The sequence below is a fragment of the Azospirillum argentinense genome, assembly GCF_000632475.1.
Lineage (GTDB): Bacteria > Pseudomonadota > Alphaproteobacteria > Azospirillales > Azospirillaceae > Azospirillum > Azospirillum baldaniorum.
Window position 1 is genome coordinate 736,406 of sequence record NZ_CP007793.1, and the last position, 23,487, is coordinate 759,892.

Annotated in this window: 22 protein-coding genes and 4 tRNA genes; 16 read left to right on the top strand and 10 right to left on the bottom strand. The window is 67.7% G+C overall.

Annotation, left to right across the window (positions count from 1 at the left end; translation table 11 throughout):
* The first annotated feature begins 50 nt into the window (after nucleotides 1–50).
* The gene (locus ABAZ39_RS03405; RefSeq protein WP_051657782.1) at nucleotides 51–380 is read left to right on the top strand and encodes a hypothetical protein; all 330 of its coding nucleotides are present in this window, start codon (nucleotides 51–53) and stop codon (nucleotides 378–380) included.
* A gap of 244 nt (nucleotides 381–624) precedes the next feature.
* Here ABAZ39_RS03405 and nagA read toward each other — a convergent pair whose 3' ends face one another.
* Nucleotides 625–1,812, bottom strand: a complete 1,188-nt coding sequence (nagA, locus tag ABAZ39_RS03410) for an N-acetylglucosamine-6-phosphate deacetylase (protein WP_103041762.1) — start codon at nucleotides 1,810–1,812, stop codon at nucleotides 625–627.
* A 494-nt stretch (nucleotides 1,813–2,306) separates the two neighbouring features.
* Here nagA and otsB point away from each other — a divergent pair, with 494 nt between their 5' ends.
* Together otsB and ABAZ39_RS03420 are read left to right on the top strand one after the other, a co-directional pair.
* Entirely contained in the window at nucleotides 2,307–3,131 is an 825-nt protein-coding gene (otsB, locus tag ABAZ39_RS03415) for a trehalose-phosphatase (RefSeq protein WP_038526756.1), read from the top strand.
* A 90-nt stretch (nucleotides 3,132–3,221) separates the two neighbouring features.
* The gene (locus ABAZ39_RS03420; protein ID WP_014241082.1) at nucleotides 3,222–3,467 is read left to right on the top strand and encodes a hypothetical protein; all 246 of its coding nucleotides are present in this window, start codon (nucleotides 3,222–3,224) and stop codon (nucleotides 3,465–3,467) included.
* 7 nt (nucleotides 3,468–3,474) lie between these two features.
* Here the strand turns inward: ABAZ39_RS03420 and ABAZ39_RS03425 are convergent, their stop codons facing one another.
* From ABAZ39_RS03425 to ABAZ39_RS03445, 5 genes are all read right to left on the bottom strand, one after another.
* Entirely contained in the window at nucleotides 3,475–4,191 is a 717-nt protein-coding gene (locus tag ABAZ39_RS03425) for an ABC transporter ATP-binding protein (RefSeq protein ID WP_038526759.1), read from the bottom strand.
* Complete coding sequence (locus ABAZ39_RS03430; RefSeq protein ID WP_038526762.1) at nucleotides 4,188–4,934, bottom strand: ABC transporter ATP-binding protein; 747 nt, start codon at nucleotides 4,932–4,934, stop codon at nucleotides 4,188–4,190. The genes ABAZ39_RS03425 and ABAZ39_RS03430 overlap by 4 nt, the downstream gene beginning before the upstream one ends.
* Nucleotides 4,931–6,772, bottom strand: a complete 1,842-nt coding sequence (locus ABAZ39_RS03435; protein WP_038526765.1) for an ABC transporter permease — start codon at nucleotides 6,770–6,772, stop codon at nucleotides 4,931–4,933. Before ABAZ39_RS03435 ends, ABAZ39_RS03430 begins: the two co-directional genes overlap by 4 nt.
* Before the next feature lie 164 nt (nucleotides 6,773–6,936).
* Nucleotides 6,937–8,181: an ABC transporter substrate-binding protein gene (locus ABAZ39_RS03440; protein ID WP_038526767.1), complete on the bottom strand. Its 1,245-nt coding sequence runs from the start codon at nucleotides 8,179–8,181 to the stop codon at nucleotides 6,937–6,939.
* Nucleotides 8,182–8,339: 158 nt separating this feature from the next.
* Entirely contained in the window at nucleotides 8,340–8,780 is a 441-nt protein-coding gene (locus tag ABAZ39_RS03445; protein ID WP_014241076.1) for a MarR family winged helix-turn-helix transcriptional regulator, read from the bottom strand.
* Between the two features lie 865 nt (nucleotides 8,781–9,645).
* Between ABAZ39_RS03445 and ABAZ39_RS03450 the strand changes: the two genes are divergently transcribed.
* Together ABAZ39_RS03450 and ABAZ39_RS03455 are read left to right on the top strand one after the other, a co-directional pair.
* Entirely contained in the window at nucleotides 9,646–10,950 is a 1,305-nt protein-coding gene (locus ABAZ39_RS03450; RefSeq protein WP_038526770.1) for an outer membrane beta-barrel protein, read from the top strand.
* Between the two features lie 234 nt (nucleotides 10,951–11,184).
* Nucleotides 11,185–11,757 (top strand): polysaccharide biosynthesis/export family protein, encoded by a 573-nt coding sequence (locus ABAZ39_RS03455; RefSeq protein WP_038526773.1) that lies wholly within the window; start codon nucleotides 11,185–11,187, stop codon nucleotides 11,755–11,757.
* Between the two features lie 164 nt (nucleotides 11,758–11,921).
* Here ABAZ39_RS03455 and ABAZ39_RS03460 read toward each other — a convergent pair whose 3' ends face one another.
* The 4 genes from ABAZ39_RS03460 to rlmB form a co-directional block, all read right to left on the bottom strand.
* Nucleotides 11,922–12,206, bottom strand: a complete 285-nt coding sequence (locus ABAZ39_RS03460; protein WP_038526776.1) for a hypothetical protein — start codon at nucleotides 12,204–12,206, stop codon at nucleotides 11,922–11,924.
* A 91-nt stretch (nucleotides 12,207–12,297) separates the two neighbouring features.
* The gene (locus ABAZ39_RS03465; RefSeq protein WP_038526779.1) at nucleotides 12,298–12,756 is read right to left on the bottom strand and encodes a hemerythrin domain-containing protein; all 459 of its coding nucleotides are present in this window, start codon (nucleotides 12,754–12,756) and stop codon (nucleotides 12,298–12,300) included.
* Between the two features lie 38 nt (nucleotides 12,757–12,794).
* Nucleotides 12,795–12,870, bottom strand: a tRNA-Thr gene (locus ABAZ39_RS03470).
* Between the two features lie 91 nt (nucleotides 12,871–12,961).
* Nucleotides 12,962–13,816 carry a 23S rRNA (guanosine(2251)-2'-O)-methyltransferase RlmB gene (gene rlmB, locus ABAZ39_RS03475; RefSeq protein ID WP_038526782.1) on the bottom strand — a complete coding sequence of 285 codons (855 nt, stop codon included), beginning with the start codon at nucleotides 13,814–13,816 and terminating at the stop codon, nucleotides 12,962–12,964.
* A 144-nt stretch (nucleotides 13,817–13,960) separates the two neighbouring features.
* Between rlmB and ABAZ39_RS03480 the strand changes: the two genes are divergently transcribed.
* From ABAZ39_RS03480 to rpoB, 11 genes are all read left to right on the top strand, one after another.
* A tRNA-Tyr gene (locus ABAZ39_RS03480) sits at nucleotides 13,961–14,046 on the top strand.
* Between the two features lie 60 nt (nucleotides 14,047–14,106).
* Nucleotides 14,107–14,180: transfer RNA gene (locus ABAZ39_RS03485), tRNA-Gly, on the top strand.
* Nucleotides 14,181–14,261: 81 nt separating this feature from the next.
* Entirely contained in the window at nucleotides 14,262–15,452 is a 1,191-nt protein-coding gene (gene tuf, locus ABAZ39_RS03490; protein ID WP_014241041.1) for an elongation factor Tu, read from the top strand.
* 153 nt (nucleotides 15,453–15,605) lie between these two features.
* Nucleotides 15,606–15,681: transfer RNA gene (locus ABAZ39_RS03495), tRNA-Trp, on the top strand.
* A gap of 69 nt (nucleotides 15,682–15,750) precedes the next feature.
* Nucleotides 15,751–15,948, top strand: a complete 198-nt coding sequence (gene secE, locus ABAZ39_RS03500; RefSeq protein WP_035675069.1) for a preprotein translocase subunit SecE — start codon at nucleotides 15,751–15,753, stop codon at nucleotides 15,946–15,948.
* Nucleotides 15,949–15,953: 5 nt separating this feature from the next.
* A complete protein-coding gene (gene nusG / locus ABAZ39_RS03505) occupies nucleotides 15,954–16,484 on the top strand; it encodes a transcription termination/antitermination protein NusG (protein WP_038526785.1) in 531 nt (176 codons plus the stop codon).
* A 134-nt stretch (nucleotides 16,485–16,618) separates the two neighbouring features.
* Nucleotides 16,619–17,053 (top strand): 50S ribosomal protein L11, encoded by a 435-nt coding sequence (rplK, locus tag ABAZ39_RS03510; protein WP_014241051.1) that lies wholly within the window; start codon nucleotides 16,619–16,621, stop codon nucleotides 17,051–17,053.
* A gap of 4 nt (nucleotides 17,054–17,057) precedes the next feature.
* Complete coding sequence (gene rplA / locus ABAZ39_RS03515; protein WP_035675066.1) at nucleotides 17,058–17,759, top strand: 50S ribosomal protein L1; 702 nt, start codon at nucleotides 17,058–17,060, stop codon at nucleotides 17,757–17,759.
* A gap of 267 nt (nucleotides 17,760–18,026) precedes the next feature.
* Entirely contained in the window at nucleotides 18,027–18,545 is a 519-nt protein-coding gene (rplJ, locus tag ABAZ39_RS03520; RefSeq protein ID WP_014241049.1) for a 50S ribosomal protein L10, read from the top strand.
* Between the two features lie 57 nt (nucleotides 18,546–18,602).
* The gene (gene rplL / locus ABAZ39_RS03525; RefSeq protein ID WP_014241048.1) at nucleotides 18,603–18,977 is read left to right on the top strand and encodes a 50S ribosomal protein L7/L12; all 375 of its coding nucleotides are present in this window, start codon (nucleotides 18,603–18,605) and stop codon (nucleotides 18,975–18,977) included.
* A gap of 233 nt (nucleotides 18,978–19,210) precedes the next feature.
* Nucleotides 19,211–23,404 carry a DNA-directed RNA polymerase subunit beta gene (gene rpoB / locus ABAZ39_RS03530; protein WP_038526789.1) on the top strand — a complete coding sequence of 1,398 codons (4,194 nt, stop codon included), beginning with the start codon at nucleotides 19,211–19,213 and terminating at the stop codon, nucleotides 23,402–23,404.
* The last annotated feature ends 83 nt before the right edge of the window (nucleotides 23,405–23,487 follow it).

Below are 23,487 nucleotides of genomic sequence, written 5' to 3' on the forward strand. Positions count from 1 at the left end.
ATTGGCGCGGCTTTTGCTCTATACCCTCCGACACGGAAGGGAGAGGGCCCATGTTCGGCTTCATCACGGGATTTCAGAAGGGACGGCGCGGGGCTTCGCTGCAAAGTGCAAATCAAAATGCCTATCGCAATATGCAGAAGGCGCCTTTGTCGCATGCTGCAAACGGCGTAACGGCCAAACGCCAGTTGGAGGAGGCCTGCGTCCTCCTGCAGGACGCCGCCGACGATCTGGAATCGGTCCTGTCGGGAATGCCCGTGCCGGCCGGCCGGGCCGACCTGAACGAGGCGATCGGAACGATCATGGAGACGTTGAGGCTGGTCGCCTCCGCCCATGCGCGGCTGGAACACCCGCAGATCCATGGCGGGGCGCTGGCCGACTGAGGGCTCCATCCGGCGGCCGAACTGATGGGTCAGAAACGGAAAGGGCGGCTCCGCCGGGGAGCCGCCCTTTCGCTTGTCCGGATGTCCGGACCCCGATCACTCGGAAACGGTCTGCCAGAAGAAGAACACGACGGCCAGAACCATCAGGGCGATGTCCATGGGTAACTCTCCTCGATGCTGCGTATGAGGGTCAAAATTCTGCGGCCTCTATACGACAGATTTTCGCGCGCGTGCAGGGGGTGTTTCACGGAACGGCCATTTTGCCGCTGATCCAGGTCGCCCGCACCCGCAGCCGCTCGTCGAGATGCACGAGGTCGGCGGCCAGGCCGGGCCGGATGCGGCCGCGCCGTCCCGCCATCCCCATGAAATCGGCCGGATAGGCGGAGGCCATGCGCAGCGCCTCGTCCAGCGGGATGCCGACCCGTTCCACGGCGTTGCGCACCGCCGTCGCCATGTCCAGGGCGGAACCGGCCAGCGTGCCGTCGGCGGTGACGCAGCGCCCGTCCTCCACCCGGATCTCCTCGCCGTAGAGCTGGAAACTGCCGGCCGGGTGATCTTCGGGAGCGCCGACCGGCGGCATCGCGTCGGTCACCAGGAACAGCCGGCCGGGGGCCTTCGCCTTCCAGGCCAGACGGACGGAAGCGTCATGGACATGGTGCCCATCGACGATGATGCCGCACCAGACCGCATCGTCCTCCAGCGCGGCCCCGACCATGCCGGGCTCGCGGGAGCCGAGCGGGCTCATGGCGTTGAACAGGTGGGTCACCCCGGTGATGCCGGCGGCGAAGCCGGCCTTGGCCTGGACCCAGGTCGCGGTGCTGTGGCCGGCGGCGATGCGCAGGCCGGCGGCGGCGAGCCGGCGGATCGGCTCCGGCGGAACCGCCTCCGGCGCCAGGGTGACCAGGGCCGGCAGGCCGGAGAGGCCGCCGAGCAGGGCGAGATCGTCCGCGTCGGGGGGTGCGATGAAGCGCGCGTCATGGACGCCGCGGCGTTCCGGCGCGATGTGGGGGCCTTCCAGATGGATGCCGAGCACGCCGGGCATCCCTTGAGCCAGCGCGGCGCGCACCGCGGCGACGGCGACGGCGCGCTTTTCGGCCGAGTCGGTGATGAGGGTGGGCAGCAGGCCGGTGGTGCCGAAGCGGCGGTGCGCCTCGGCGATGCGGCGCAGCGTCGGCAGGTCGGGCGTGTCGTTGAACAGCGCGCCGCCACCGCCATTCACCTGGAGATCGATGAAGCCGGGGGCGAGGATGCCGCCGCCCAGATCGATCACCGCGGCCTCCGGCGGAATTGCTTCGGGTGCGACGATGGCGGCGATGGCCGGGCCGTCGATCAGCAGGGCGGCACCCGCCAGCACCGAGGCTCCGGTGTGGAGCGTGGCGTTGACGAGCGCCGTCAGCGGCCGGTCGGCAGCGGGGCTGTGTGCATGGCTCAATTCGGCACCCGATGGGCTGCGGCGGGGAGTCGGCGGTGGGCCGACAGGAAAACCCGGCGGGGCCTGTGGCGCAAGAGCGCGTCGTGAGGGGTAAAACCCTTCAATTTGTGCGGATTATGTCGCTGGATTTGTTGGGGTATGGTGTTTGTTAGGGATTGCCAGAAGGGACAGGTTTCTGGCAGAAAAAAGGCCGCTGACGAACAGCGGCCTGAGTTTAGGGAGGAAACGCCCAAGAAGGGCGAAGCAGCAATCTCTTGCTGCGCTGCAAAATTAACAAAGATCTCAGGTGGGTGAAAACCCCGAAGCAATGGCCCCTTGCGGGGCCGTTGCTTTTTCCGGGGTCGCTGTGACCGGAGAGTCACAATCGTATCGGATGCGATAACATCGTTGATTGACGCATCCGGACCTGATGGCGCGCTTTCCCGTTGTTCCGATCGTGCGCCGGCGCGACAGCGCCCACCGACGATGCCCCGGACAACGAAGGAGAGCCGCCCGTGACCGACCAGCCGTCCCCCGCTTCCACCGAAGGCAAGCCGTCGGCGCTCGTTCGGTTTGACGCCTTTGCGGCGATGCTGGGCGACCGGCGGCCCGCCGTCTTCCTCGATTATGACGGGACCCTGACGCCCATCGTGGAGCGGCCCGATCTGGCACTCCTCGACGAGTCCGTGCGCGCGGTGATCCGGCGGCTGGCCGCGCTGTGCCCCGTGGCGGTGGTCAGCGGGCGCGATCTGGAGGATGTGGCCCGCCATGTCGGGATCGACGACCTGATCTACGCTGGCAGCCATGGCTTCGACATCCGCGGCCCCGGCCTGCGCACCCAGATCGGCGAGGAGTATCTGGGCGACCTCGACGCGGCCGAAGCGGACCTGCTGCGGCGCCTGCACGGCGTCGAGGGCGCGCTGGTCGAGCGCAAGCGCTTCGCCATCGCCATCCACACCCGCAGGGTGGTCCCGGACCGCAAGGCGTTGGTCGGCGACACGGTGCGGGATGTCGCGGCGGCCTTCCCGACGCTGCGCGTTACCGGCGGCAAGGAGATTCACGAGTTGCGGCCCAACGTCCCCTGGGACAAGGGCAAGGCGGTCCTGTCGCTGCTCGACACCCTGGGGCTGGCGGGCCCGGAGACGCTGCCGCTCTACCTCGGCGACGACGAGACGGACGAGGACGCCTTCCGCGCCCTGGCGGCGCGTGGAGAGGGGCGGGGATTCGGCATCCGCGTCATGGACCCGCCGGCCCCCAGCGCCGCCGGATGGAGCCTGAAGGACCCCGCGGAAGCCGGCGCCTTTCTCGACCGTCTGGCCGTCTGGCTGGCGAAGGGCTGAACCAGCCCGCCGGTCCCCACAGGCGGGTCCCCATCGCTTTTCCTCCGAAAAAGGGGTAGGATGGTCGCCGATCAATCGAGGGGTCCCGCCATGGACATCGGCGCGCTCGGCGCACCGCGGATGCCGTCCCTGCAAGACGTCCAAGCCTCTGCCCTGGCGGGGCTTCAGGGCGCCCAGTCCCGCGCCGACGAGGCGGGGGCGCAGCTCGCCGCCGGCAACCTTGATCCGGCGGTGGTGGTCAGCCTCTCTTCGGCCCAGACCGACTTCGCCGCCAACGTCAAGGTCATGCAGGCCGCGCAGGACAACACCAAGCGCGTCCTCGACATGCTGGTGTGATCCGCCTTCACACTGCCAGATAGGCCCGGCGCACCGTTTCATCCTCCAGCAGCGTCCGCATCGGACCTTCGAAGCGGATCTGCCCCTTCTCGATGACGCTCGCGCGGTCGGCGACCGCGGCGGCGAAGGCGAGGTTCTGCTCCGACACGAGGATTGACAGCCCCTCGGCCTTCAGGGCGCGCAGGGCGTCGGCCATCTGCTGCACGATGCGCGGGGCCAGCCCCTCCGACGGTTCGTCGAGCAGCAGGAGCGACGGGTTGCCCATCAGCGTGCGGGCGAGCGTCAGCATCTGCTGCTCCCCGCCGCTCATCCGCCCGCCGCGGCGGCCCCGCATCTCGGCGAGGTTGGGAAAGAGGGCGTAGAGTCGCTCCGGCGTCCAGTGGGGGGCACCGTCGCGGGGCGGCTGACGGCCGACCTCCAGATTCTCCTCCACCGTCAGGTCGGTGAAGACGCGGCGGTCCTCCGGCACATAGCCGAGACCGAGCCGCGCGATGCGGTGCGGCGGCAGGCCGGAGACCTCGCGCCCGTCGAAGGCCACCGCGCCGGAGCGCCGGTCGAGCAGGCCCATGATCGCCTTCATTGTCGTCGTCTTGCCAGCGCCGTTGCGGCCCATCAGGGCGACCACCTCGCCCCGGCCCACCGCCAGATCGACTCCGGTCAGGATGTGGGCGCGTCCGTACCAGGCCTGAAGCCCGCGAACGCTCAGAAGGGGCTGGCCGGTCATGCCGCACCTCCCAGATAGACGGCCTGCACCCGCGGGTCGGCGCGCACGGCGTCGGGCGTGCCCTCGGCGATCAGCTGGCCGCGGTCGAGCACGATGATGCGGGTGGCGTGGCCGAACACGACGTCCATGTCATGCTCCGTGAACAGAACGGCGAGGCCGCGCTCGCGGACGAGGGACGAGGTCAGCGCCATCAGCTCCTGCCGCTCGCCGGGGGCCATGCCGGCGGTGGGTTCGTCCATCAGCAGGATTTTCGGGTCGCCGGCCAGCGCCATGGCGAGTTCGACGCGCTTCAGGTCGCCATAGGCCAGCACGCCGCAGGGCCGCTCCGCCTGGGCGCCCATGCCGACACGCTCCAGCAGGGCCATCGCCTCGTCGCGGAACCCGGAGGCGGCCGGGGTCCACAGCCCGAACAGGCGCCTGTGGACGGAGAGCAGGACCATCTGCACGTTCTCGCGCACCGTCATCGAGGCGAAGGTGGCGGTGATCTGGAAGGTGCGGCCGACGCCCAACCGCCAGATGCGGCGCGGCGGCAGGCCGACGATGTCCATCCCGTCGAGCCGCACCGTCCCCGCGTCGGGCCGCAGCTGGCCGTTCAGCAGGTTGAAGCAGGTCGTCTTGCCGGCGCCGTTCGGCCCGATCAGCGCCAGGACCTCCCCGGCGTCCAGCGCGAAGGACACGCCGCGCACGGCCTGCACGCCGCCGAACGCGCGCTGGAGATTCTGCACGGCGAGGCGGCGGCTCATGAGTCCCTCCCGCGGGTCCACAGGTCGCGGACGAAGCCGGCGACGCCCTTGGGGAAGGCCAGAACCAGCACCAGGATGACGGCGCCCAGGACCAGCCGCCACCAGTCGGTCCGGCTCATCGCCTCGGTCTCCAGCAGGTGGAACAGAGCCGCGCCCACCACCGGGCCGCTCAGCGTCTGGATGCCGCCCATCAGCACCATGACCAGCGCGTCCACCGACACCGGAACGGCCATCAGGGTGGGGAAGACGCTGCCCTTGGAAAAGGCGTAGAGCCCGCCGGCCAGACCGGCGGCGGAGCCGGCCAGGGCGAAGCTCAGCCACTGGTGCCGCCGGACGTCGATGCCCACCGATTCGGCGCGCAGCGCGGAATCGCGCCCGGCGCGCAGCGTGTAGCCAAAGGGCGCGAAGGCGGCACGGCGCAGCAGCAGCAGCGCGCCGCCGGCCAGCGCCAGCGTCAGCCAGTAATAGGCCGCCTTGCCCGCCGCCCAGTCCGGCGGCCAGACGCCGAGGATGCCGTTGTCGCCGCCGGTGACGCCGTACCACTGGAAGGTCACCGACCAGACGATCTGCGCGAAGGCCAGCGTGAGCATGGCGAAGTAGAGGCCTGAGCGCCGCACGCAGAACCAGCCGGCGGCCAGCGCGCCCAGCCCGGCGACCAGCGGGGCGGCGGCCAGCGCCAGCGGCATGGGGGCGGCCAGATGCTTCACCAGCAGGGCCGCGCCGTAGGCGCCGAGCCCGAAATAGGCGGCGTGCCCGAAGGAGACGAGGCCGCCCAGCCCGATCAGCAGATGCAGGCTGGCCGCCAGCAGCGCCAGGATCACCACCTCGGTCAGCACGATCAGCGCGTAGTCGCCGGCGACCAGCGGCACCGCCGCCAGCAAGGCGAGCAGCAGGGCGGGCACCCAGCGCGCCATGCCGGCCGAGGCGATCAGCGGCGGGTCGAGGCTGGCGGCGGTGGGCGGCGCGTCCTCGGCGCGGCCGAGCAGGCCGTAGGGGCGGATGACCAGCACCACCGCCATGAATAGGAAGACCAGGACCAACGTGATTTGCGGGAAGACCAGGATGCCGAAGGCCTGCAACTGCCCGATCAGCAGCGAGGCGACGAAGGCCCCGGTCAGGCTGCCCATGCCGCCGACCACGACGACGACGAAGGCCTCGACCACGATGGCCATGTCCATGTGCAGGTTGACCGCCTCGCGCGGGACCTGGAGCGCGCCGCCGAGCCCGGCCAGCGCCGACCCCAGGAACAGCACCCCGGTGAACAGCCGCGCCGGATCGACGCCGAGCGCCGAGGCCATGTCGCGGTCCTGCGTCGCCGCGCGGACCAGCGTGCCCCAGCGCGTGCGGTTGAACAGCAGCCAGAGCAGGCCCAGCACCAGCGGCCCCAGCCCGATCAGCACGAGGTCGTAGAGGGGGAAGGGCTGGTCCAGAATGTCCACGGAGCCGCGCAGCCCCGGCGCCCTTCGACCGAGCAGATCCTCCGACCCCCAGATCCAGGAGGCGGCGTCCTGCACCACCAGCACCACGCCGAAGGTGGCGAGCAGCTGGAACAGCTCCGGCGAGCGGTAGAGGCGGCGCAGCAGCCCGACCTCCATCAGCGCGCCGAGCAGCCCGACCGCCAGCGAGGCGGCGGCCACCGCGCCCCAGAAGCCCAGCGGCGTGGTCCCCCAGCGCTCCACCAGCGTCCAGCCGAGATAGGCGCCCAGCATGTAGAAGGAGCCGTGCGCGAAATTCACGATCCGCGTCACGCCGAACACGATGGTCAGCCCGGACGACACCAGGAACAGCGTCGCCGCCGTGGCGAGGCCGCTGAGGAATTGCACGAGGTAGAAGGACATCGGCTCTTTCGGCAGTCTGCGGGGGGTGACCGGTTGCCCCATCCCTAACCCTCCCCCGCTACGCGGTGGAGGGGATCAAACTCCCTCTCCTGCGAAGCGGGGGAGGGAAGGGGCCCGCGGCGAAGCCGTGGGAAGGGTGGGGGCAAGCGCGGCCCCTCCGCGCCTTACTCCGGACGCATCTTGCGGACGGCCTCGTCGGACGGCAGATAGTCCGCGCCGTCGGCGTAGCGCCAGCCGCTCATCACGCCCTGGCCGTTCTTCACCGTGGTCTTGCCGACATAGGCGCCCATGGTCGCCTGATGGTCGAGCGCGCGGAAGGTGATCGGGCCGAACGGGCTGGACAGGGCCAGGCCAGACAGCGCGTCCACGACCTTCTCCGCATCGGTGGAGCCGGCCTTTTCCACGGCGGCGGCGATGGCCTTGAAGGTGGCGTAGCCGACGACGGAGCCCTGGCGCGGCGGCTCGTTGAAGCGCTTCACATAGGCTTCGCGGAAGGCCTTGTGCTCCGGCGTGTCGATCTGCTCCTGCGGGTAGCCGGTGACGATCCACCCCTCCGGCGCCTCGTCCTTCATTGGGTCGAGATATTCCGGCTCGCCGGTCAGCAGGCTGACGACGGTGCGGTTGCGGAACAGGCCGCGGCCCTCGCCCTCGCGTACGAACTTGGCGAGATCGGCGCCGAAGGTGACGTTGAAGATGGCGTCGGGCTTCGCCGCGGCCAGCGCCTGCACGGTGGGGCCGGCCTCCAGCTTGCCCTGGGCCGGCCATTGCTCGGCCACGAACTCCACGTCCGGGCGCTTCTCCGACAGGAGCTGGCGGAACCACTGCACCGCCGACTGGCCGTACTCGTAGTTGGGGGCGACGGTGGCCCAGCGCTTGGCCGGCAGCTTCGCCGCCTCCTCGACCAGCATCGCGGCCTGCATGTAGGTGCTGGGGCGCAGGCGGAAGGTGTAGCGGTTGCCCTTGGTCCAGGTGATGGCGTCGGTCAGCGGCTCCGCCGCCACGAAGGGCACCTTGTTGCGCGCGGCGAAGTCCGCCACGGCCAACCCGACGTGGGAGAAGTAGGTGCCGGCCAGCAGCTCGACCTTCTCGTTCGACAGCAGCTCCTGCGCGACGCGCACGGCGTCGTCCGGCTTGCCGGCATCGTCGCGGGAGACGACCTCCAGCTTGCGCCCACCGAGCAGGCCGCCCGCCGCGTTCACCTCCTCCACCGCGAGCTGCCAGCCCTGGCGGTAGGGGATCGTGAAGGCCGGCAGGCCGGTGTAGCTGTTGATCTCGCCGACGCGAATCGGCTGGCCGCCCGGTTGGGCCGGGGCGGATTGCGCCTGGGCGGCGGGCATCGGCGCGGCGATCCAGACGGCGGCGGCGAGGGCGGCAGCGCCCGGCGCAAGCAGGAGATGGCGGCGGTTCATGGTCGGCGGTATCCCGGCGCGGTGGACGGCTGCGTGGACGCATGGAGCGGCAGCCTGAACGCAATGTCTGCGTTCATAGCAAACCCACCGCAAAAGTCACCGTTCCGTTGCGCCGCACCACGCCGGTTTTCCGCGGGCCGGTGCCGGAACCACCGGTCTCACATCAGGCGGGAGAGAAGCAGGAGGAAGGTCGCCTGTTCCTCCGGGGTCAGCGGGTCCAGGGTGCGGTGATGCGCCTGGGTGGCGTTCTCCAGCAGGGTGTTGACCAGCGATTGGCCGGCGCGGGTCAGACTGACGCTGGTGCGGCGCCGGTCCTGCGGGTCCGGCTGGCGCTCCACCAGCTTGCGCTCCACAAGGCGCAGGATCACGCCCTGGGTGGTCGCCGGGTCCATGAAGGTCAGCCGTCCGAGCTGGTTCTGCGACAGCGAACCCTCGGTCCGCAGCGTGACCAGGGCGCCCCACTGGGTGGGGGTGAGCTGGGAGTCGCCGATCATGTCCATGAAGATGGACGACGCGCGCTGATGAGCCCGGCGGAGGCGATAGTGCACCTGCCCGGTCAGCAGGTAATCGTCGGTCGGAGGGTGGGCAATCTGATCCATGGGCGCACACGAGCGTTGCGGAGCCGGACCGTTTCCGGTTGCGGCGGGTGTCGGCGGAACACCGTGCGACAGGTTCGGCGCCGATCCCGGGGAATGTTCCCGGGGTTGCGCCAAATGCAGCAGGCTTCGCTTTGAAGCCTAGGGGTGGAAGTCGCAATAGGCAACGCTCGTCGCTGCGGCATAGAGCCACAGTCTAGGCCCTTTGACTATTTAAAGTGCAAAGCACTCGCGAACGAAGATGAGTCGTGCGTTTCAATAATCTTTCGGGGGGACTGGCCAGCAATCTGCATATGCGGGTGTGTTTTGGTCATACCAGCCGGTTGTCCGTATTTCGATTATGGGTTTTGTTTCGGTGGATACGTGTTCGGCGGCGGAGTCCTTTCGCGGTCGGACTTCGGAAGGTCGCCGTCCGGCGGTGGGACACTCCCCGGTGTGTAAGGGGGCATCACGACATCGTCGCCAGGATGGCGGGGTGATTTGGGCGGCGGGGGCGTGGTCAGGGGTCTGGTCATGCTTCGGCGCTCTCTCATCGTTCCAGGGTGCGGCTCCGGACCGCCTTTGCGTGAACGGATGCCGCCGACGGGTGGTTCCCGGGAACACGCGCGCCTCGGATCGCGGTCGTATGACCTTAGCTCTAACGATGCGGACGTATGGCAATAGAGCGCGCGTCTGACGCAAGTCTTGTTGCGCCAACAACACAGGCGCGGGCAAAAACCACGGCTGAACGGCTTCACTGTTGCACGGACATCACGCTATGAGTTGTCTTTGCAGCGACTGTCCGCTTCTGCCGGAGCGGCGATTGCACATTCCAAGGCCATTCGGCCGCCCGATACGAGCCACTGATTTCAGCCTTGCGCGGTGACCCATGAAGCCCAGCTCCCTGTCCCTTCTCGCCCTCGCGCTCGCGTCCACCGTGCTGACGGCGCTGCCCGCGGCCACGCCGGTGAGCGCCCAGGAACTGCAGCCCGGTGAAACCGTGCTGGAGCGCCGCCGTCCGGAGGTCGAACAGCTCGGCATCCGCGCCGGATCGTTCCGAATCCTGCCGCGCATCGAGACCGGCCTGACCTATGAAAGCAACGTCTTCGCGACCGAGAGCAACACCCGCGACGACTTCATCTGGGTCACCCAGCCGCGCGTCGACGTGCGTTCGGATTTCAACAACCATGCCCTGAACTTCTCGGCCTCCGGCAACATCGGGCGCTTCTTCGACTACTCGTCGGAGAACTACGCCGATTACCGGGCGCAGGTGGACGGCCGCTACGACATCACCCGCGACAGCTCGGTCAGCGGCCTGCTGTTCAGCCGCCGCGACCATGAGGGGCGGTCCGACCCGAACTTCGACGTGTCGCTGGGCACCGGCACCGTGGTGCCGCGCTTCGCGGAACCGGTGAACTACTTCACCCACGGCGGCGAGGCGTCCTTCAACCAGCGCTTCAACCGCCTGCGCGTCCGCCTGACCGGTGGCGCCCAGTACACCTCCTACCAGGACGCCGAGCTGATCACCGGGCGGACGGAGTCGCAGGAGGACCGCGACCGCTGGAGCTACACGGGCACCGCCCGCGCCGGCTACGAGTTCATCCAGGGCTACGAGGCCTTCGTCCAGGGCTCCTACAACTGGACCCGGTACCGGCTGACCCCGGATTTCGGCGGCGTCAACCGCGACTCGGACGGCTACGAGGTCGTCGGCGGCCTGTCCACCGACCTGACCGGCCTTATCAACGGTGAGATCTATGCCGGTTATCTGAGCCGGACCTACGACGATCCGACGCTGAAGGATTTCGGCGGTCTGGCCTTGGGCGGCCGCCTGAACTGGTCGGTGACCCAGCTCACGTCGGTCACCGGCTCGCTCAGCCGTCAGGTCCGCGAATCGACCTACGCTCGCGGCAGCCAGATCGCGTCGAGCTACAACCGCACCGTCGCCGCGGTCGGCGTGGATCACGAGCTTCTGCGCACCCTGCTGCTGAACGCCCGCGTCCAGTGGCGCCAGGACGACTTCAACGGCGTGGACCGCACCGACGACGTCTACACGCTGGGGGCCGGTGCCAGCTACCAGCTCAGCCGCTATGTTTTCGTGAATGGCGGTTATACTTACGAAAAGCGTAACTCGAACCTCAGTGGTTTCGATTACTCCGACAATCTGGTCTATCTGCGCGTCGGCGCTCAGATGTAATCAGTTCGTCTGGGCCATGCACAGAGGGGCGCTCATCTTCCGATGGGCGCCCCTTTTGCATTTCCGCCTATACGGTGACGCGAATCCTTTTCCTCCGTTGGCGTTACTTCCTCTCCACTTTTTCCCAAGCGCGTGCGAGTTGCTAGTCTCCCTCCGTGACCGCTCAGGGTTCGGCCGCTCCGTCCGCGGGCGCCTGGACCCGATGTCCTCACGAGCTATGGAGAAGGGTTAGGGATGAATCGACGTAACGTGTTCCGCGCGCTCGGAATGACCGTGGTCGCCGCCGCGATGGTCGGCTGCGCCGGTGGCCAGGATGCCCCTCTCGAACCGCCCGGCGTCGCCCAGATGACGGACTACCGCCTGGGGGCCGGCGACGCGCTGCGCGTCATCGTCTTCGGCGAGGAGCAGCTCTCCGGCGAGTTCCGCGTCGACGGGTCGGGCAAGGTCGCCATGCCGCTGATCGGCGAGGTGTCGGCCCGCGGCCACACCCCGCGCGAGCTGGAGGCCGACATTTCCAAGCGCCTGTCGCAGGGCTATGTCCGCGACGCCAAGGTCAGCGTCGAGGTGCTGAACCACCGGCCCTTCTTCATCCTGGGCGAGGTCCGCAACCCCGGCCAGTACCAGTATGTGAACGGCATGACCGCCCTGTCCGCGGTGGCGATGGCCGGCGGCTACACTTACCGCGCCAAGGAGGACTATGTCCTCATCACCCGAGGGGCCGATCCGAAGAAGGAACTGCGCCGCGCCCCGATCACCACGCCGGTGATGCCCGACGACGTGCTGCGCGTGCCGGAGCGCTATTTCTGATCGGCAGCCGGTTCCGAACACTCGCCAGACGGTCCTTCAGACGGCCCATTTGTTTCGGAAAACTGGGGCAGGCGCCCCGCCACCATTCAACGCCATGACGATGTCCCTCTTCCCGCCGGGAGGAGGGACATTTTTTTGCGCGGCAGCCCTTCCCGCCGCGGCGGTCATCCGTCGTCGCGGGTGCCCTCGCCGTAGGGGAGATCGCCTTTGCGGAAGGCGTCGGCGCCCTTTGAGTGGCCCGAGGGCGCGCGGGCCTCGGGAGGGGCAGGCTCGTGCGCGCTGGCGGCGGGAGGCGGTCGGGTGCCCGCGGCCTCGTCGTCGGTCCCCAGCGGGGCCGCAGCGGGGTCGGCGGCGGGGACCTTGTCGCCGGTCAGTCCCTTGTCGATGGCATCACGCAAGCGCTGCGCCCCGGCGTTGGGCCTGGCGTCGGGTGTGTCGGACGTTGTCATGAAGAAGCCTGGATCAGTTGCGGGAAGGGATCGTTCCTTCTCCAACCGGCGCCCGCAGGCACGGTTCCCCGGACGGCGCGGCACGGCCGTCTCAGGAGCGCAGGGCGTCCCGGTCGGCCTCGTCCAGGCTGTCCAGCCATTCGTCCATTGAAATCATCGGCGGCTCGTCGCCGGCCCGCCGGGCGGCCTCCACCAGCTCGGTGTCGGCGGTGTTGGAGTGCACGATGAACCACAGCATCAGCCGATTCGCATCGTCGCCGGTCAGCGGATCGCCGCGCTCCGCGGTTTCGATCAACGCATCGATGCTGGCGAGGTAGCTTCGGTGGGCCTGCTCGTGCCGCTCCCGCCGTTCCGCGGTCAGGATGGCCATCTCCACCGTCTCAGTGGCGAAATGCTCCGCCACTTCGAGCCGAAGCGCGGTCAGCTCCGCCGGCCCGACCGGCCCGCCCGCGGTCATTGCCGACAGGAGGTCGAGAATGGAACTGTGCTCCGCGTCGATGACGCCGGAACCAGTGGGGATCAGAGGGCCGCCATCGGAAGCGTGCGTCATGGGCGGGATCGGGCGTTGGTCTGGCGGAAGGGAAAAAGTGGTGCCGGTTGCAGGGCTCGAACCCGCGACCTTCGGTTTACAAAACCGCTGCTCTACCAACTGAGCTAAACCGGCGTGCCGCCCGGCCAGACCGCGGCGGGCGCTTACACTAGCGTCCCGCGCGGTCCGCAGCAAGCCTCACCTGTGCGGTGCGTCCGGCGACGCGTCAGCGCAGCCGGGCGACCTCGTAGAGGGCGACCGCGGCGGCGTTGGAGACGTTCAGGCTGCCGACCGGCCCCTGGGTCGGCAGGCGGGCGATGATGTCGCAGCGCTCCATGGTCAGGCGGCGCAGCCCGGCGCCTTCCGCCCCCAGCACCAGAGCGGTGCGCCCCGTCAGGTTGCACTGGGCGAGCGTGCTCTTCCCCGACTCGGCGAGGCCAACGGTCCAGAAGCCGGCCTGCTGAAGATCGGCGAGCGCGCGGGCAAGGTTGGTGACGCGGACCAGCGGCACCGACTCCAGCGCTCCCGAGGCGCTCTTGGCGAGGACGCCGGTGGTCTCCGGCGCGTTGCGCTCCGTCACCACCACCGCCTTGGCCCCGAAGGCCGAGGCGGAGCGCAGGATCGCGCCGACGTTGTGCGGGTCGGTCACCTGGTCGAGGACGACGACGAGCGCCGATGGGTCCGAATCGGCCTCCACGCAGAGGTCCTCAATCCCGATCTCGTCCAGCGGGGCGACGTCCACCGCCACGCCCTGGTGGACGGCGCCCGGCGGCAGCATGCGGTCCAGGTCGTTGCGGTCGGCCGGCATCAGGCCGGGGCGCTGGAGCCCGCGCGCCTTGGCCTGGGCCAGAACCGGCTCCAATGCCGCGCGGCCCGCTTCCGTCGCGATCAGGCGGTGGATGCGCCGCTCCGGGTTCAGCCACGCCGCCGACACCGGGTGCAGGCCGTAGAGCAGGACGCCCTGCGCGCCGCGCCCGGGGGAGGAGCGGTCGCCGCGCGACTCGCGGTTGGATGGGGAGTGGCTCTTGGCCGGGGCAGGGGGCTGGCCGTGGGGCGCGGATGGCTTCTTCGAACGGGTCATGGTGTCCGGCTGGAGGGGGCAGGCCTAAGCCCGCCGCGGTTATTCACAGTTTTCTGGTTTGGACTGCTTCAGACGTGTTGACAAGGCCTGAAAAATTCTCATAGTGCCGAACTCCGCGGCGGGCATGTCCCGCAACGGGCCTGAGGAAGGGTGGCCGAGTGGTTAAAGGCAGCAGACTGTAAATCTGCCCGCGTAAGCGTACGCTGGTTCAAATCCAGCCCCTTCCACCACTACATTCCACGGCTTGTCCGTGATCGCGTTTCCCGGTCGATAGCGCCGGGCGGGGCATGGCGGGTGTAGCTCAATGGTAGAGCAGAAGCCTTCCAAGCTTACGACGGGGGTTCGATTCCCCTCACCCGCTCCAATCCCCCCGCGCTAAGGGAAATGTCGGTCTCGGCCGGGCCATTGTGTGCGTCCGGAACGTCGGGAACGAAAGACCAAAGCGATGGCGAAGGCAAAGTTTGAGCGGAACAAGCCGCACTGCAACATTGGCACGATCGGCCACGTCGACCACGGCAAGACGTCGCTGACGGCGGCGATCACGAAGGTGCTGGCCGAGAGCGGCGGCGCGACCTTCACCGCCTACGACCAGATCGACAAGGCGCCGGAAGAGAAGGCGCGCGGCATCACGATCTCGACGGCGCACGTCGAGTACGAGACGACCAACCGCCACTACGCCCACGTCGATTGCCCGGGCCACGCCGACTACGTGAAGAACATGATCACGGGCGCCGCGCAGATGGACGGCGCGATCCTGGTCGTGTCGGCCGCCGACGGCCCGATGCCGCAGACCCGCGAGCACATCCTGCTGGCCCGCCAGGTCGGCGTGCCGGCGCTGGTGGTGTTCATGAACAAGGTCGACATGGTCGACGATCCGGAGCTGCTCGAGCTGGTCGAGATGGAGGTGCGCGAGCTGCTGTCCTCCTACCAGTTCCCGGGCGACGACATTCCGATCGTCAAGGGCTCGGCGCTGTGCGCGCTGGAGGACCGTTCGCCGGAGATCGGCCGTGACGCGATCCTCAAGCTGATGGCCGAGGTCGACCAGTACATCCCGCAGCCGGAGCGTCCGAAGGACCGTCCGTTCCTGATGCCGATCGAGGACGTGTTCTCGATCTCGGGCCGCGGCACCGTGGTGACCGGCCGCGTCGAGCGCGGCATCGTCAAGGTCGGCGAGGAAGTCGAGATCGTCGGTCTGAAGACCACGGTCAAGACCACGGTGACCGGCGTGGAGATGTTCCGCAAGCTGCTCGACTCGGGTGAGGCCGGCGACAACATCGGCGCGCTGCTGCGCGGCACGAAGCGTGAGGACGTCGAGCGCGGCCAGGTTCTGGCCAAGCCGGGCAGCATCACGCCGCACACCACCTTCAAGGCCGAGGCCTACATCCTGACGAAGGAAGAGGGTGGCCGTCACACGCCGTTCTTCACCAACTACCGTCCGCAGTTCTACTTCCGCACGACCGACGTGACGGGCATGGTGAAGCTGCCGGAAGGCACCGAGATGGTGATGCCGGGCGACAACATCTCCATGGAAGTCGAGCTGATCGCTCCGATCGCCATGGACGAGGGCCTGCGCTTCGCCATCCGCGAGGGTGGCCGCACGGTCGGCGCCGGCGTCGTCGCCTCGATCATCAAGTAAGTTAAAGGTGTCGATCCCGCCGTCGTTCCCCATGGTTCGGCGGCGGGATTGATCCCTGTCGTTTTCGGCATGCCGGCCGATAAAAAGGCTAGCAAGCCACGCGGCTATGCGCTATAAGCTCCGCTCCCCGCCGGGGGTAGAGCCTGCGGCGATAGGAGTGTAGCTCAATTGGTAGAGCACCGGTCTCCAAAACCGGGGGCTGGGGGTTCGAGCCCCTCCACTCCTGCCACGCCGTACCGAACCAGAACGGGCCGCTGACCGCGCCCTACACGTCGCACCGGAGCCCGCACGGTCTACGATGGCTAAAGTGAACCCCGCAGAATTCGCGCGCGACGTCCGCCGCGAGGTGGCCAAGGTCACCTGGCCGACCCGCAAGGAAACCGGCGTGACGACCGCCATGGTGTTCGTCATGGTGGTGCTGGCTTCGCTGTTCTTCCTCGTCGTGGATCAGGTGCTGGCCTTCGCCGTCCGTATGATCCTTGGGCTGGGAGCCTGATCGCCATGGCCGCGCGCTGGTACGTCGTTCACGTCTATTCGGGCTTCGAAAAGAAGGTCTCCCAGGCCATCCGCGAGAAGGCGGCCCAGAAGGGTCTGGAAGACAAGTTCGAAGAAATCCTGGTGCCGACCGAGGAAGTGGTCGAAGTGCGCCGGGGTTCCAAGATCAACACCGAGCGGAAGTTCTTCCCCGGCTACGTCCTCATCAAGATGGATTTGACGGACGAGTCCTGGCATCTCGTGAAGAACACGCCGAAGGTCACCGGGTTCCTGGGTGGCGGCGGCAAGCCGCAGCCGATCAGCCAGCGCGAAGCCGAGCGGATCATCCATCAGGTGCAGGAAGGCTTTGAGCGCCCCAAGCCCTCGATCACCTTCGAGGTGGGCGAGCAGGTTCGTGTGAGCGACGGCCCCTTCACCTCCTTCAACGGCATCGTCGAGGAAGTCGACGAGGAGAAGGCCCGCCTCAAGGTGGCGGTGTCGATCTTCGGCCGCTCCACGCCGGTCGAGCTGGAATACACCCAGGTCGAGAAGGTCTGAGACCAACAGTTTTCCCGGGGCACGTGATGAACAGTCACGTGCTCCTTTCTGCTGCGGAAGGCCCGCCATAGCCGCACCGCAAAGCCCCGCGACGCCGGACAGCGTATCGAGGCGTCGTATCTGGAGGTTGTGACATGGCAAAGAAAATCGTCGGCTTCATCAAGCTGCAGGTTCCGGCCGGCAAGGCGAATCCGTCGCCGCCCATCGGCCCGGCGCTCGGTCAGCGCGGCCTGAACATCATGGAGTTCTGCAAGGCGTTCAACGCCAAGACGCAGGACCTGGAAGTCGGTATGCCGATCCCGGTGGTCATCACCGCCTACGGCGACCGTACCTTCACCTTCGTCACGAAGACCCCGCCGGTCAGCTACTTCCTGAAGAAGGCCGCTGGCATCGACAAGGGCTCGCAGACCACCGGCAAGGGCGCTTTCGCCGGCAAGATCACGAAGACCCAGATTCGTGACATCGCCGAGAAGAAGATGAAGGACCTGAACGCCCACGACGTCGAGGCGGCCGCGAGCATGATCGCTGGTTCCGCCCGCTCGATGGGCCTCGAAGTGGTGGAGGGCTGATCCCATGGCGAAGCTCGGCAAGCGACTGACCGATTCCTACAAGAAGGTCGACCGCGAGGCGCTCTACTCCCTGGAAGGCGCCGTCTCCCTGATCAAGGGCCTGCCCAAGGCGAAGTTCGATGAGACCATCGAAATCGCCATGAACCTGGGCATCGATCCGCGTCACGCCGACCAGATGGTCCGCGGCGTGGTGAACCTGCCGAACGGCACGGGCAAGACCGTGCGCGTCGCCGTGTTCGCCAAGGGCACCAAGGCGGACGACGCCCTGGCCGCCGGTGCGGACATCGTCGGCGCCGACGATCTGGCCGAGAAGATCCTGGCCGGCAACATCGACTTCGACCGCTGCATCGCGTCCCCGGACATGATGGGCGTCGTCGGCAAGCTCGGTAAGGTCCTCGGCCCGCGCGGCCTGATGCCGAACCCGAAGCTCGGCACCGTGACCCCCGACGTGGCCGGCGCCGTCAAGGCCGCCAAGGCCGGCGCCGTGGAGTTCCGCGCCGAGAAGACCGGCATCGTGCACGCCGGCGTCGGCAAGGCCAGCTTCTCGGAAGAGGCTCTGGTGCAGAACATCCGCGCCTTCGTGGATGCCATCACCCGTGCCAAGCCGACCGGTGCCAAGGGCCAGTACCTGCTGAAGGTCTCGCTGTCCTCGACGATGGGCCCGGGCCTGAAGCTGGATCTGTCCACTCTGGCCGCCACGGCCTGAGTGACCTGAGTTTCGCCGCCGGCTCCTTCGGGAACCGGCGGCGATCGGGTGTCCCTGCGGGGATGCCCACCCTGTCCAAGACCGCTGGTGCCCGCGTCTCTCCGGAGGCAAGGGCTTAAACCCGCCAGAGCAGACAGGAGTTGAACCGTTAACCACGCGGATTCGCCCGCGGTTCAGGAACGGCTCGAACTTCTGGGACAGGTTCGCCGGGGCTCCTCACCGAAAGGGAAGGGGTCCCTCGTAAACCTCTGTGCAAGGAGGCGATCCGTGGATCGTACACAAAAAGAAGCGACGATCGCGGACCTGCAGTCGAAGCTCCAGGAAACGGGCCTGGTGGTGGTCACCCACCATCTCGGCCTGACGGTGGCGGAAGTCACCGACCTGCGTGGCAAGATTCGGGCCGCGGGCGCGAGCTTCAAGGTGACGAAGAACCGGCTCGCCCGCCGCGCCCTTCAGGGCACGCAGTTCGAAGGTCTGGACGGTCTCTTCAAGGGACCGACCGCGATCGCTTACTCGAAGGATCCCGTCGCGGCCGCCAAGGTGGTGGCCGACTACGCGAAGACCAACGAGAAGCTGAAGATCGTCGGTGCCGCTCTCGGCGACCAGATCCTCGACGCGGAGGGAGTGAAGGCTCTCGCCACGCTCCCGTCGCTGGACGAACTGCGCGCCAAGCTCGTGGGCATGATCCAGACTCCGGCGACCCGTATCGCCGGCGTTCTCCAGGCTCCGGGCGGCCAGGTCGCCCGCGTGCTGGCGGCCTACGCGAAGAAGGACGAGGCGGCCTGAGCCGCACCCGTCTAGCTGTCTACCCATCCCAGAACATCGAGTTGTTGGAGCATTAAAATGGCTGATCTGCAGAAGCTGGTCGACGATCTCTCGGCCCTGACCGTCATCGAGGCCGCCGAGCTGTCGAAGCTGCTGGAAGAGAAGTGGGGCGTCTCCGCCGCCGCTCCGGTGGCCGTTGCCGCCGCCGGTCCGGCCGCTGCCGCCGCCCCGGTCGAAGAGCAGACCGAGTTCAACGTGATCCTCGCCGACGCCGGCGACAAGAAGATCAACGTGATCAAGGAAGTCCGCGCCATCACCGGCCTGGGCCTGAAGGAAGCCAAGGACCTGGTCGAAGGCGCTCCGAAGCCGGTCAAGGAAGGCGTGTCGAAGGACGAGGCCGCCAAGATCAAGAAGCAGCTTGAAGAGGCCGGCGCCAAGGTCGATATTAAGTAAGACCGTCTTGCTGCGACGGATAAGACATATCCACGCCGGACGGCGGCTGGTCCCCGAGGGGGCCTGCCGCCGCACGGCGTTTTCTGCCTTCCACCGGACCGGGTTTCTCGGTCCGGCTCTTTCCGTCCCTGCATAAGGGGCGGGCCGCGCGATCATCGCCGCGTCGCGGCGAGCACCCTGGTTCGCGTGCTTCTGGTCGAGCGTACTCACGATTCTGACGTTTGGGGACATCCATGGCCAAATCCTTTACGGGTCGAAAGCGTGTTCGGAAGAGCTTCGGGCGCATCCCGGAAGTCACCCAGATGCCCAACCTCATCGAGGTGCAGCGCAGCTCCTACGACCACTTCCTGCAAATGGACGTCCCGCCGGAGAAGCGGGCCAACCTGGGTCTGCAGGAGGTGTTCCGGTCGGTGTTCCCGATCAAGGATTTCTCCGACCGCGCCGTCCTCGACTTCGTGAAGTACGAGCTTGAGCAGCCGAAGTATGACGTCGAGGAGTGCCAGCAGCGCGGCATGACCTTCGCCGCCCCGCTGAAGGTGACCCTGCGCCTCTCCGTCTTCGACGTGGAAGAGGACACGGGCCTGCGCTCGATCCGCGACATCAAGGAGCAGGACGTCTACATGGGCGACATGCCCCTGATGACGGCCAACGGCACCTTCATCATCAACGGCACCGAGCGCGTCATCGTCTCGCAGATGCACCGCAGCCCGGGCGTCTTCTTCGACCATGACAAGGGCAAGACCCATTCGTCGGGCAAGTATCTCTTCGCCGCCCGCGTGATCCCGTACCGCGGCTCCTGGCTGGACTTCGAGTTCGACGCCAAGGACCTCGTCTACGTGCGCATCGACCGCCGCCGCAAGCTGCCGGCCACCACGCTGCTGTTCGCCCTGGACGGCGCGGACACCGAGGCGCTGCGCGCCGAGCGGAAGGCCCAGAAGAAGGATCTGCTGCCCTACGAGGCGCAGGGCATGTCGAAGGAAGAGATCCTCAATTTCTTCTACGAGACGATCACCTACACCCGCGCGTCGGGCGGCTGGAAGACCCCCTTCAATGCCGACCGCATGAAGGGCGTGAAGGTCGCCTCCGACCTCGTGGACGCGACCTCCGGCCAAGTCGTCGCCGAGGCCGGCACCAAGATGACGCCGCGCCTGATCAAGAAGCTGGTCGAGGGCGGCCTCACCGAGCAGCTCGTCTCCACCGAGGAGCTGACCGGCCGCTATCTTGCCGTCGACATCATCAACGAGCGGACCGGCGAAGTCCTGTTCGAAGCCGGTGACGAACTGTCGGCGAGCGACCTCGACAAGCTGGAGAAGGCCGGCGTCGACGAGCTGCCGGTGCTGGCGATCGACCACCTCAACGTCGGCGCCTACATCCGCAACACGATGGCCGCCGACCGCAACGCGTCCCGTGAGGACGCGCTGATCGACATCTACCGCGTCATGCGTCCGGGCGAGCCGCCGACCCTGGAGTCGGCCGAGGCGCTGTTCGCCGGCCTGTTCTTCGACAGCGAGCGCTACGACCTGTCGGCGGTGGGCCGCGTCAAGATGAACGCGCGCCTGAACTTCCAGACCGAGGACAGCGTCCGCGTCCTGCGCAAGCAGGACATCATGTCGATCCTCAAGGTCCTGGTGAACCTGAAGGACGGCCGAGGCGAGATCGACGACATCGACCATCTCGGCAACCGCCGCGTCCGCTCGGTCGGTGAGCTGATGGAGAACCAGTACCGCGTCGGTCTGCTGCGCATGGAGCGTGCGATCCGCGAGCGCATGAGCTCGGTCGAGATCGACACGGTCATGCCGCACGACCTGATCAACGCCAAGCCGGCGGCGGCGGCGGTGCGCGAGTTCTTCGGCTCGTCGCAGCTCTCGCAGTTCATGGACCAGACCAACCCGCTGTCCGAGATCACGCACAAGCGTCGCCTCTCGGCTCTCGGCCCGGGCGGTCTGACCCGCGAGCGCGCCGGCTTCGAGGTGCGCGACGTGCACCCGACGCACTACGGCCGCATCTGCCCGATTGAGACGCCCGAAGGTCCGAACATCGGCCTGATCAACTCGCTGGCGACCTACGCCCGCGTGAACCAGTACGGCTTCATCGAGAGCCCGTACCGCAAGGTGCGCGACAGCATCGTCACAGACGAGGTGGTCTACCTCTCCGCCATGGAGGAGGGCCGCTACGTCGTCGCCCAGGCCAACGCCGAGCTGGACGCGAACAACCGCTTCGCCGCCGACCTCGTGTCGTGCCGGCAGGGCGGCGAATACCTGATGTTCCGCCCGGAGGCCATCGATCTGATCGACGTGTCGCCGAAGCAGCTTGTCTCCGTCGCCGCGGCGCTGATCCCGTTCCTCGAGAACGACGACGCGAACCGCGCGCTGATGGGCTCGAACATGCAGCGTCAGGCGGTGCCGCTGGTCAAGGCCGACGCGCCGCTGGTCGGCACGGGCATGGAGGCCACGGTCGCCCGTGACAGCGGCGTGACCATCGTCGCGAAGCGCAAGGGCATCGTCGACCAGATCGACGCGACCCGCATCGTGGTCCGGGCGACCGACTCGTCCGACGCCACGGCGCCGGGCGTGGACATCTACAACCTGCTGAAGTTCCAGCGTTCCAACCAGAACACCTGCATCACCCAGCGTCCGCTGGTGAAGGTGGGCGACCGCGTGGCGGCCGGCGACATCATCGCCGACGGTCCCTCGACGGAGCTGGGCGAGCTGGCGCTGGGCCGCAACGTGCTCGTCGCCTTCATGCCGTGGAACGGCTACAACTTCGAGGACTCGATCCTCATCAACGAGCGCATCGTCAAGGACGACGTCTTCACCTCGATCCACATCGAGGAGTTCGAGGTCATGGCCCGCGACACGAAGCTGGGCCAGGAGGAAATCACCCGCGACATTCCGAACGTCGGTGAGGAAGCCCTCAAGAACCTCGACGAGGCCGGCATCGTCTACATCGGCGCCGAGGTCCGTCCGGGCGACATCCTGGTCGGCAAGGTGACGCCGAAGGGCGAAAGCCCGATGACGCCGGAAGAGAAGCTGCTGCGCGCCATCTTCGGCGAGAAGGCGTCCGACGTCCGCGACACCTCGCTGCGCCTGCCGCCGGGCGTCGCCGGGACGATCGTCGAGGTCCGCGTGTTCAGCCGCCGCGGCGTCGACAAGGACGAGCGCGCCCTGGCCATCGAGCGGGCCGAGATCGAGAAGCTGGCCAAGGACCGCGACGACGAGCGCGCGATCCTGGAGCGCAGCTTCTACACCCGCCTGAAGGAGGTCATCCTCGGCCAGACCGCGCAGTCCGGCCCGAAGGGCATGCGGGCCGGCACGGTGCTGACCGACGCCGAGCTGGCGAACCTGACCAAGGGCCAGTGGCGCCAGATCTCCATCGCCGACGAGCAGGTGATGGAGACGGTGGAGAGCCTGGGCAAGGTCTTCGACGACTCGATCCAGGCGCTGCAGAACCGCTTCGAGAACAAGGTCGAGAAGCTGCAGCGCGGCGACGAGCTGCCGCCGGGCGTGATGAAGATGGTCAAGGTCTTCGTCGCGGTGAAGCGCAAGCTGCAGCCGGGCGACAAGATGGCCGGCCGCCACGGCAACAAGGGTGTGGTCTCCCGCATCCTGCCGCAGGAGGACATGCCGTACCTGGAGGACGGCCAGCCGGTCGATCTGGTGCTGAACCCGCTGGGCGTGCCGTCGCGCATGAACATCGGTCAGATTCTGGAGACACACCTGGGCTGGGCGTCGGCCGGCCTCGGCAAGCAGATCGGCCGCGCCATCGACCAGTACCGCCTCGCCATGAAGGGCCGCGGCGACGCCGCCCAGACCATGGACGGGCTGCGCATCACGCTGAAGGAGGCCTACGGCGAGAAGGTCTACGACGACCAGATCGCCGACATGACCGAAGGCGAGCTGCTGGAACTGGGCGGCAACCTGCGCAAGGGCGTTCCCTTCGCCACGCCGGTCTTCGACGGCGCGCGCGAGGAGGACATCTGCCAGCAGCTGGAGAAGGCGGGTCTGGACCGTTCCGGTCAAGTCACCCTGATCGACGGGCGCACTGGCGAGGCCTTCGACCGTAAGGTGACCGTCGGCTACATCTACATGCTGAAGCTGCACCACCTCGTGGACGACAAGATCCACGCGCGCTCGATCGGTCCCTACTCGCTGGTCACCCAGCAGCCGCTCGGCGGTAAGGCCCAGTTCGGCGGACAGCGCTTCGGTGAGATGGAAGTGTGGGCCCTCGAAGCCTACGGCGCCGCCTACACGCTGCAGGAAATGCTCACGGTCAAGTCTGACGACGTGTCCGGCCGCACCAAGGTCTACGAGGCGATCGTCCGCGGCGACGACAACTTCGAGGCGGGCATCCCTGAGTCCTTCAACGTTCTGGTCAAGGAGCTGCGCTCCCTGGGCCTGAACGTCGAGCTGAACCAGCGGTCGTACTGAGCCCAAGAGACTTGAACCCGCCGGAGGAGGGGCCATGTTGGCCCCTTCCGGCGGGAACTGCCCTTAACCGACAACGCGGCGCT

Coding starts and splice junctions, on each gene's coding strand:
- ABAZ39_RS03405 (WP_051657782.1), top strand. CDS start 51: ATGTTCGGCTTCATCACGGGATTTCAGAAGGGACGGCGCGGGGCTTCG.
- ABAZ39_RS03420 (WP_014241082.1), top strand. CDS start 3,222: ATGGACATCGGCGCGCTCGGCGCACCGCGGATGCCGTCCCTGCAAGAC.
- ABAZ39_RS03425 (WP_038526759.1), bottom strand. CDS start 4,191: ATGACCGGCCAGCCCCTTCTGAGCGTTCGCGGGCTTCAGGCCTGGTAC.
- ABAZ39_RS03430 (WP_038526762.1), bottom strand. CDS start 4,934: ATGAGCCGCCGCCTCGCCGTGCAGAATCTCCAGCGCGCGTTCGGCGGC.
- ABAZ39_RS03435 (WP_038526765.1), bottom strand. CDS start 6,772: ATGTCCTTCTACCTCGTGCAATTCCTCAGCGGCCTCGCCACGGCGGCG.
- ABAZ39_RS03440 (WP_038526767.1), bottom strand. CDS start 8,181: ATGAACCGCCGCCATCTCCTGCTTGCGCCGGGCGCTGCCGCCCTCGCC.
- ABAZ39_RS03445 (WP_014241076.1), bottom strand. CDS start 8,780: ATGGATCAGATTGCCCACCCTCCGACCGACGATTACCTGCTGACCGGG.
- ABAZ39_RS03450 (WP_038526770.1), top strand. CDS start 9,646: ATGAAGCCCAGCTCCCTGTCCCTTCTCGCCCTCGCGCTCGCGTCCACC.
- ABAZ39_RS03455 (WP_038526773.1), top strand. CDS start 11,185: ATGAATCGACGTAACGTGTTCCGCGCGCTCGGAATGACCGTGGTCGCC.
- ABAZ39_RS03460 (WP_038526776.1), bottom strand. CDS start 12,206: ATGACAACGTCCGACACACCCGACGCCAGGCCCAACGCCGGGGCGCAG.
- ABAZ39_RS03465 (WP_038526779.1), bottom strand. CDS start 12,756: ATGACGCACGCTTCCGATGGCGGCCCTCTGATCCCCACTGGTTCCGGC.
- rlmB (WP_038526782.1), bottom strand. CDS start 13,816: ATGACCCGTTCGAAGAAGCCATCCGCGCCCCACGGCCAGCCCCCTGCC.
- tuf (WP_014241041.1), top strand. CDS start 14,262: ATGGCGAAGGCAAAGTTTGAGCGGAACAAGCCGCACTGCAACATTGGC.
- secE (WP_035675069.1), top strand. CDS start 15,751: ATGGCTAAAGTGAACCCCGCAGAATTCGCGCGCGACGTCCGCCGCGAG.
- nusG (WP_038526785.1), top strand. CDS start 15,954: ATGGCCGCGCGCTGGTACGTCGTTCACGTCTATTCGGGCTTCGAAAAG.
- rplK (WP_014241051.1), top strand. CDS start 16,619: ATGGCAAAGAAAATCGTCGGCTTCATCAAGCTGCAGGTTCCGGCCGGC.
- rplA (WP_035675066.1), top strand. CDS start 17,058: ATGGCGAAGCTCGGCAAGCGACTGACCGATTCCTACAAGAAGGTCGAC.
- rplL (WP_014241048.1), top strand. CDS start 18,603: ATGGCTGATCTGCAGAAGCTGGTCGACGATCTCTCGGCCCTGACCGTC.
- rpoB (WP_038526789.1), top strand. CDS start 19,211: ATGGCCAAATCCTTTACGGGTCGAAAGCGTGTTCGGAAGAGCTTCGGG.